Genomic DNA, 585 nt, shown 5'->3' on the forward strand with positions numbered 1-585 from the left:
TTCGTGCTCTGGAAGGCCCTGAACCTGCCTGAACCAACCAAGTGTCAAATCGACATGGCCAAATGTCTGGCAGACCCAAAGAACAAGAAGTTTATCCTTCAGGCTTTCCGTGGTATCGGGAAGTCGTTCATCACGTGTGCGTTCGTAGTGTGGACCCTGTGGCGAGACCCTCAGTTAAAGATACTGATTGTCTCAGCCTCAAAGGAACGTGCGGACGCTAACTCCATCTTCATCAAGAACATCATTGACTTGTTGCCTTTCCTGAGTGAGCTTAAGCCTCGCCCCGGTCAGCGTGATTCTGTGATTAGCTTCGATGTAGGCCCTGCCAAGCCGGACCACAGCCCGTCAGTTAAGTCTGTGGGCATTACGGGTCAGCTTACTGGTAGCCGTGCTGATATCATCATTGCGGATGACGTGGAGATTCCCGGTAACTCTGCGACCCAAGGTGCTCGTGAGAAACTCTGGACGTTGGTTCAGGAGTTCGCCGCGCTGTTGAAACCTCTGCCAACCAGTCGTGTTATCTATCTAGGTACCCCTCAGACCGAGATGACGCTCTACAAGGAACTTGAGGACAACCGTGGGTAC

Annotated in this window: 1 protein-coding gene; it reads left to right on the forward strand. The window is 52.5% G+C overall.

The window, feature by feature from the left end; all coding sequences use genetic code 11:
* On the forward strand, window positions 1-585 hold a 585-nt coding region (gene terL, locus HGP29_RS28505; protein WP_211093476.1), incomplete at both ends, for a phage terminase large subunit.

The sequence above is a fragment of the Flammeovirga agarivorans genome (assembly GCF_012641475.1).
Lineage (GTDB): Bacteria > Bacteroidota > Bacteroidia > Cytophagales > Flammeovirgaceae > Flammeovirga > Flammeovirga agarivorans.